We start from the raw sequence: 8,040 nt of genomic DNA, 5'->3' as shown, positions 1-8,040 counted from the left end.
CTTATCCGAACGGCATTAGAGCATAATGCTCGGCTTTTTTGTGCCTGCTATTTGAACTTAAGCTTTGGTTAGTTCTATATATTCGGCAGCTTACTTCAACTAAACGTCGTCCCTATATCTAATGTTAGCGCCTAAACTTAGCTGTATCGCGTTCTAAGTCTACATTGAAATAACGTGCTACAAGATACTAAAACAATGAGTGAAGGCTATCTAAGCGACGTTACAGTTCATTTATTCGTAGAGTTGTACTCGAATGCAATTAAAAGAAGATCGGATTTCGTCGTTCACTATTCCCAACTCTTGTGATCTTTTTGATGCAAACATTGAGCAATTGAGAAATCGAGCAAAAAGTAATCGGTAATGATAAGCAGACAAAAGGGAAGGGGCTAGGCGGATTACGTGCATTGGTTCGATTCACTCTAGTTAACTTAATCGAGTAGAAATTAGGGCGTGTTGATCTTTCGAGCTGGTTTTTGCAGCGAGTTGCTGGGTATTTATACAAGGCGGAGGCTTTGATGTGTAGCTAGTCTACATGAGAAGCCGATAACGTAGTAGAAATGACCAGCAAACGCTGCCCGAAGGGTTCGGCTAAAAGCGTTTTACTCTTTGTTGAGGGAGATTTGCTTAGAATGACTAGGCTACTTCCCCCTCGCCGCGATTAAAACGCTTTTATCTCGAACAAAATTTAACCTCGAAAGGTCAACACGCCCTAGTGTGAGCAGTCCTTTACTTCGTTTATTGACCAACTGTCATATTCAACTATTTTTTAATTTCGCTCTCGAAATAAATGAACTAATGACTCAGATCAACTTAATTGTGTTCATTTGGTGCTTTTTGTAAAACAAAAGTTGAAAGATTCAAAAATTATTGAATAATGGGCTTAACTAAAATTGAAGTAAACACTTCATCCAATTCGTACTGAAACAGGATCCATATCCAATGTCTAATTCGTTTGTTCTGGTTATTAACTCGGGTAGTTCATCCCTAAAATTTGCTGTTATTGATTCTGTTTCTGGTGAAGCCGTATTGAGTGGCTTAGGGGAGTGTTTTGGTCTTGAAGATGCTCGTATGAGCTGGAAGTATCAAGGTCAGAAAACTGAAATTGCCATTCAAGGTGAAGATAACCACCACAAAATTGCCATTGGCAAACTGGTTGGATTGATGGAAGATCTAGGCTTCACTGCTGATATAGTGGCTATCGGGCACCGTATCGTTCACGGCGGCGAGAAGTTCACTCAAACGGTTCGTATTACTGAAGAAGTAACGAGTGAGATTGAGAGCCTATCTGACCTAGCTCCACTTCATAACCCTGCAGGTGCTATTGGTATCCGCGCTGCGATTGAAGCTTTCCCTTCTTTACCTCAATTTGCTGTATTTGATACGGCTTTCCACCAAACAATGCCACAACGTGCATTTACTGGTGCAATCGCAAAAGAACTATACACAGACTTCGGTGTTCGTCGTTACGGTTTCCACGGTACGAGCCACTACTTCGTTAGCCGTGAAGCTGCGAAAATGGTCAACAAGCCAGTTGAACAAGCTAGCTTCATCTCTGTTCACCTAGGTAACGGTGCATCTGTATGTGCTATCAAAGACGGTAACAGTGTTGATACGTCAATGGGCTTCACACCGCTTTCTGGCCTTATGATGGGCACACGTTGTGGTGATTTAGATCCAGGTATCATCGAATACCTACTTAAAAAAGGTTGGTCACAAGAGCAAGTCTTTAATTCTCTAAACAAGGAGTCTGGCTTCCTTGGCGTGTCTGGTCTTACGAGCGATGCTCGTGGCATCCTAGAAGCGATGGAAGAGGGCCACGAAGGCGCTAAGCTTGCTTTCGAGGTGTTTACTTACCGCGTTGCTAAATACGTTGCTTCTTACCTTGCAACGCTAGACTCTTTAGACGGCATCATCTTCACTGGTGGTATCGGTGAGAACTCTCTACCAATTCGCCGTGAGATCCTAAGCAACCTTAAGATTCTTGGTTTTGTTGAAGACGTTGCAGGCAATGAAGCCGCTCGCTTTGGCGCAGAAGGTATCATCGCTAAATCAGAGATGTTAGACGCAGTAGCAATGGTTATTCCAACGAACGAAGAGTTCGTGATTGCTCAACAGTCGGTAGAACTTCTGTAATAGAGTTTAAGAAAATCAGATAATGAAAAGCGAGCCCAAGTGGCTCGCTTTTTTTATTTTCTTGTTCGGGATGAGTTGTAGTAGATCTGCTTGTTACCTGTCTTCTCTATTCGTTATCGAAGGAGAAAAAAGGCTACTAATGTAGCCTTAGAGTCATCTTGTATCGAAGCCCGCATCACTCGAGGGTGATACGCGCTATGACGATGTCGTAAGTTATGTCGTTTTGAGGGGAATGCTCGTTAGTTGAATTCCCCGTTTCTGCGAGAACGCTAAAAGACGAGAGTATGGCATGCCTTCTTTGCTAATCATGTTTGTCAGTCAACATAGGCTACTGAGCTTGGTTCTTTGTAGATACAATCAACTCCAGTTACATTTCCGTTGCCGTCTTGATACTGTGCATAAACTTTCCACAAGCCATTTTTCCTCTCCCCTAAAACAGTAACCCGGGTATTATTCCCATAAGTAGTACCGTTAGAGCCATTCCCTTTACCGAAAGACACTTGAAACTCCTTTTTTATCGCTTGCTGTATTTTTGCTCCATCAAAGTCCCTATTTGGCTGAACATGCAAAAACTCAAGCCCGCCTCCTTTCCCCGGTCGGATAGCAAACGTACAACCTGTTAATTGAGTGGTAACAAGGAAGTTTGCAGAATCATAGTGGGTGACTTTAGAAATGGACTCAGGCTTAAGTTGTTCAAACTGAGATACCGGTATGTGGATGCATTGAAGAGCTTTAGCGCTACTTGATAGCGCCGTTTTAGATAAGCGCAAACGCATCTCTGGCATTTGAACACCTTGATTGATACCAAGCGCCGTATCTCCGAGGCTATATAAATAAAAGGTAAGTGCTCCTTTTGATTGGCCAGCACTACTAATGGAAAGCGGACAACGATGTAAAAATTGTTCTAAATTTCGATTCATTAGCTGAGCAGCTTGATCTAATGTCAATGGCATAAAACAGTCCTTTGTTATTATTCATGATCTGTATGAATGCTTATAAAAATAAGCTTCCGTTTATAAGCATATATGAACATATCTAAGACTTCGATATTTGCTAGCCATTAAGTGATGTCGACTTGAATTATTGAACATTATTTTGAGGTATGACCAGTTAATAGGCACGCCGTGCTAAAGGGTATTAATCCCATCCGTTACCTGGCTCAAACCTTTATTTATTTGCTGTCTTTCTCCCTATCGAAAAGTCCTTTTTCTGAGTATTCCCAACCGTCGAACCTCGTTTTTACCTACTTTTATACGACATTATCCAATGTCTTAAGAGGCTTGTTCTTTTTATGATTTTGTTTTTATTGATTATTTTGTAAATAGCAATGTTGCATATCGTGCTGGAGGGGTAGGCGGTAAAATATATATTGCAAATATAAATGATATTTGTTCTTATTCGCGTCCATTGTGATTTATAAACTAAACCGGAATTAGAATATGAACGTTAGATTGGCTTTCACCCCCCTCGCTTTGGCAATTGGAGGTGCATTAACCACAGTGGCTACCGTGTCGAATGCAATGGCTTCAGAAGAAGTAACGGTGGATGAAACCGTGCAAGTTATTGGTCATCAGTACGAAGGCTACGCGGAGCACATGCCGCAATCGGGTACCAAAACGGATGTCGAATGGCTCGATGTCCCACAAGCCGTTTCAGTGGTCACTAAAACAGAGATGGAAGACCGTGGTGCGGTCCGTTTAGTGGATGCTCTTGATGGTGTTGCTGGTGTCAATAATACCTTAGGTGAAGGCAGTCGAGATCAGTTCGTTATTCGTGGCTTTGATGCACTGAATGACATGTATCGTGATGGCATGCGTGATGATGGAACTTTACAGTCGTATCGAAGCCTATCCAATATTGAGCGTGTTGAAGTGGTAAAAGGCCCTGCAGGTGCTCTGTATGGTAGGGGTTCTGCTGGCGGTATCATTAACTTAGTCACCAAGCGAGCGAATGGCGACAATTTTACCAATGTGAACGGCAGTGTTGGCAGTAACAGCCAATTTGTAGGGCAGGTGGATAGCTCAATGGCGTTTTCAGATAAGGTCAATGGACGTATTAACCTGGAACACCGACAGGCTGATTCGTATGTTAACCATGTCGATTCGAATGATTTCTTTATCGCACCAACCATTCGAGTGCTGCCAGCTGAAGGGCATACCGTTGACTTAGATGTCGAATATGCACACCAAGAGCTGGTGCCATATCGTGGTGTTCCATCCAAAAATGGCAAACCTGTCGATGTCTCTGAGAGTTCTTTCTACGGTGGCACTAACGATTATCAAGAGTCCGATAGCCTGCGTGTTGGCATTAATTATGAGTGGCGCTTGAATAGCGAGTGGGTATGGACAAACCGAGCGGCATACAATCATATCGAACTTGAGCAAAAGGGCACGCGTCAAGGCACTGTGACGGGAGATAAAGTCTCTCAAACCGTGAACAATTTCGGTTATGACCCTCGAACCACAACGACGATGCAATCCGAGTTAGTGTGGGAAACCGATTCTAACCAAATGATGATTGGTGCGGATTATAACCAGATCAATATCGATTTAACGCTAGCAAGCGATAAAACCTTACCTCCGAAACACATCTATAACCCCGTCGTAGGAGCAACGCCTGATCCGGGTTTCAAGCCTTTCCGTGATAACACAACGACGACGACGGGTATTTACCTTCAAGACGTTTACACCTTGGGTGATCTATCGGTGATAGGTAACGTGCGCTATGACTCTATGGAACTTGAGCAGCAAAAAGCCGGGAAAGCCCAAGAGAAGCTAGATGATAACAAAGTGAGCTACCGTGGTGGCTTGGTCTATCGCATCAACAACGATATGTCGGTATACGCAAGCTTAGCTCGTTCGTGGCAATTGCCTTACTCCGGTATTTATATCAACCCTAAACTGGCTGAATTCTTCCATACCGATCTAAAAGAAGTGGGTGCGAAAGCTTACTTACTCGATAACGCTTTGATGCTCAATGCCGCTATTTTCCAAATTGATCAAGAACAACCACAAACCAATATTAATGGCGACGTTATCAATAAGATTGAAGCACGTCACCAAGGTATTGAACTGGAAGCTCGCGGTCAGATTACAGAGTTGTGGGATATTTCAGTTGGTTATAGCTACTTAGATGCAGAAGATAAAGATACAGGTAAAAAGCCGAATGATGTATCCGATCATCTGTTCTCACTCTGGAGTACTTACCAATTATACGAAAACTGGCGTTTGGGCGGTGGTGTGAAATACGTAGGGGACCGCTACGCAGGTAACAATGAAGCCGTCGCATTAGGTGATTACACCACTGTTGATTTGATGGCAGCGTACACCACGGGTCGTCACAAAGTTCAAGCGAACGCTTATAACGTACTTGGCGAGAAATACATTCTTGGGGCAACCAGTGGTAAGTCGGGTACTAACCAGATTGGTTACGGAGCGCCAGCTGAATTCATGCTCAGCTACGGCTATCAGTTCTAAAAGCGAGTTCAGCTCTAAGAGTCGTTAATTTTTAAGCGTTATTACGTTTCTAAGAGCTAGTACGTGACTAAAAGCTATTTCAACTGAAAAAACTATTGATTTGTTCGCTACGAGTGAGTGAACAGTTGGCCTCATTTTGAGGTCGTTTAGCCCAATGGGTCAAAGCGTTGGCATAACTTAAAAGCACAGCCTTTGACCCTAATTTGCCTACTTAGGAGATTTTCATGCCTTACCAGAATTTGGATGGTAAACCCCACGCGCAACATAAACTGCGCTTGACCGTACTTGCAACGGCCATCGCTTCAGTGACTTCCATGAGTGCATTCGCTGCGTCTGATCCGCAAACGACGACCATGGAAACGGTTGTCGTGACGGGCAGCTTGATCGGTAATTCAGAATTAGAAGATGTGAAAGAGTATCCGGGAGCGCGTACCGTTCTAACTAACGAACAAATTAAAAAGACTGGCGCACTCTCTATTGATTCAGCATTTCAAAGTGTACCGGGCATTAAGGTTCAAGACGAAACGGGCACGGGTGTATTGCCTAACATCTCGGTGCGCGGCTTGAAAGCGAGCCGCAGTGGTCATGCTCAATTTCTAATGGATGGTGTACCACTGACTCTTGCGCCTTATGGTCATACCGGACAATCTATTTTTCCAGCAACGCTATCTATGCTTGACCGAATTGATATCGTACGTGGTGGTGCGGCTGTGCAGTACGGGCCAAATAACGTGGGTGGTGTGATCAACTTGGTGACTAAGCCCATTCCACACGAGTGGCAAACGGAAATCAGTAATCGTTTCACCGTATTTGAAGATGGTAATACACCACTGAATGACTTTTACCTACGTACCGGTGGTTGGTTAACCGATACGCTGGCACTTCAAGTGGAAGGTAACTTCCTAAAAGGTGAAAGCTTCCGTGATCATTCAGATACGGATGTAAAAAACTTCCAAGCGAAGTTGCAATGGTTACTCAGTGATACCCAGGAGCTACAAGCATTCGTTCAGCGTTACGATGCCGACACCCAAATGCCGGGCGCTTTATCGCCAAAAGATTACCAGAAAGATCGTACTCAATCGAAGCGACCATATGACGAATACAAAGGCACATCAACGCGTTGGAGCCTGAAGTATTTGCATGATTTGAATATTGCAGATGGCGCAGAGTTAGAGGTTCTGACATTCGGTCACCACTCTGAGCGTTTCTTCCAATGGGGCTTTAATAGCGCAGGCGGTCACTGGGCTGATCCAGCATTACCATCAACAGATATTCGCACCTCACCACGTGAATTCGCTGTTTATGGTGTGGAACCTAAGTTAGCGATGTACTTTGACGGTAATACGGTGACGCAAAACTTGATTGTAGGTGCTCGCTATGTAAATGAAGATATCGATTACAAGCTAACGCAAACGCCAATTGCTGGCGGAGTAACAAAAGTGCCACGTGATTGGAACTTGAATACCGATGCATTCGCAGGTTACATCAGCAATGAAGTTGGCCTGTTTAACGACGTGCTAAAGGTTACTCCAGGTATTCGTTACGAATCGATTGATATGACCTTTAATGATAAGGGTAAAGCTCAGAGTACAGACAACAAAGTGACGGAGTGGTTGCCGGGCTTAACCGTGGCATACCATTTAACTGAGCAATGGGTTGGGTACACCAATGCGCAGAAATCTTTGCGCGCACCACAAATCGCTTACATCCGAGGCAAGGGTGAAGAGGGCAGTGAGCTAGCATGGAACTACGAGTTGGGTGCTCGTTACAATCAAGATTCAACTAGCTTTAATGTCGCGCTCTACCGCATTGATTTTGAAGACCAACTCCAATGGCAAAGCGGAACGCAGACCTTTGACAATATTGGTAAAACGCTTCATCAAGGTATTGAGCTTTCAGGTCGTTATGTTCCGCAGGCTATGCAAGCTCTGAGTTTAGGCGCGGGTTATAACTATTTGGATGCGACGATAGAGGCAGAAGGTGCAAACAAAGGTAAGCAACTTCCTTACACATCCGAGCATCAGCTTAGCTGGGATGCGACTTACGCCTTTAGCCGGGTAGATACGACCTTATCTGGTTACTATTTCAGTGAGTCTTATTCTGACAATGCCAATACCAGTGCTGAAGATGCAACGGGTGCGAAAGGCAAAGTACCTGCTTACATGGTATGGAACTTAAACCTAGGCTCAGACTTGTATAAAGATGAAAACAGTAAGTTACGCATGAATGTTGCAGTGAACAATTTGTTTGCTGAGGACTACTACTTCCGCGGTATTGATACCAGTCCGGTTGGCCGCTATCCAGCGCCAGGGCGTTCATACACTTTGGATCTGAACTATCAGTTCTAATCGGTAATTGATTAAAAATAATAACGAATATAAGTCGCCAATATTATTGGCGACTTTCACGGTTCTAGTGTTTAAGGAAAAGT

At 43.9% G+C, this 8,040-nt stretch carries 4 protein-coding genes; 3 read left to right on the top strand and 1 reads right to left on the bottom strand.

Annotated features, from left to right (window positions below):
• Window positions 1-939: 939 nt before the first annotated feature.
• Window positions 940-2,133, top strand: a complete 1,194-nt coding sequence (locus AB4513_RS02375) for an acetate/propionate family kinase (RefSeq protein ID WP_009844798.1) — start codon at window positions 940-942, stop codon at window positions 2,131-2,133.
• A gap of 314 nt (window positions 2,134-2,447) precedes the next feature.
• On the opposite strand, the gene AB4513_RS02370 is transcribed toward AB4513_RS02375, so the two are convergent.
• Window positions 2,448-3,086, bottom strand: a complete 639-nt coding sequence (locus AB4513_RS02370) for a hypothetical protein (RefSeq protein WP_009844799.1) — start codon at window positions 3,084-3,086, stop codon at window positions 2,448-2,450.
• Window positions 3,087-3,572: 486 nt separating this feature from the next.
• Here AB4513_RS02370 and AB4513_RS02365 point away from each other — a divergent pair, with 486 nt between their 5' ends.
• Together AB4513_RS02365 and AB4513_RS02360 are read left to right on the top strand one after the other, a co-directional pair.
• The gene (locus AB4513_RS02365) at window positions 3,573-5,609 is read left to right on the top strand and encodes a TonB-dependent siderophore receptor (protein WP_012600977.1); all 2,037 of its coding nucleotides are present in this window, start codon (window positions 3,573-3,575) and stop codon (window positions 5,607-5,609) included.
• Window positions 5,610-5,833: 224 nt separating this feature from the next.
• Window positions 5,834-7,957 carry a TonB-dependent siderophore receptor gene (locus AB4513_RS02360; protein WP_102257566.1) on the top strand — a complete coding sequence of 708 codons (2,124 nt, stop codon included), beginning with the start codon at window positions 5,834-5,836 and terminating at the stop codon, window positions 7,955-7,957.
• Window positions 7,958-8,040 lie beyond the last annotated feature (83 nt).

This window comes from Vibrio sp. 10N.222.54.E6 (assembly GCF_041473955.1).
Classification (GTDB): domain Bacteria; phylum Pseudomonadota; class Gammaproteobacteria; order Enterobacterales; family Vibrionaceae; genus Vibrio; species Vibrio tasmaniensis_A.
Note: the sequence above shows the minus strand (reverse complement) of the source record. Positions and strands in the feature narration are given on the sequence as shown.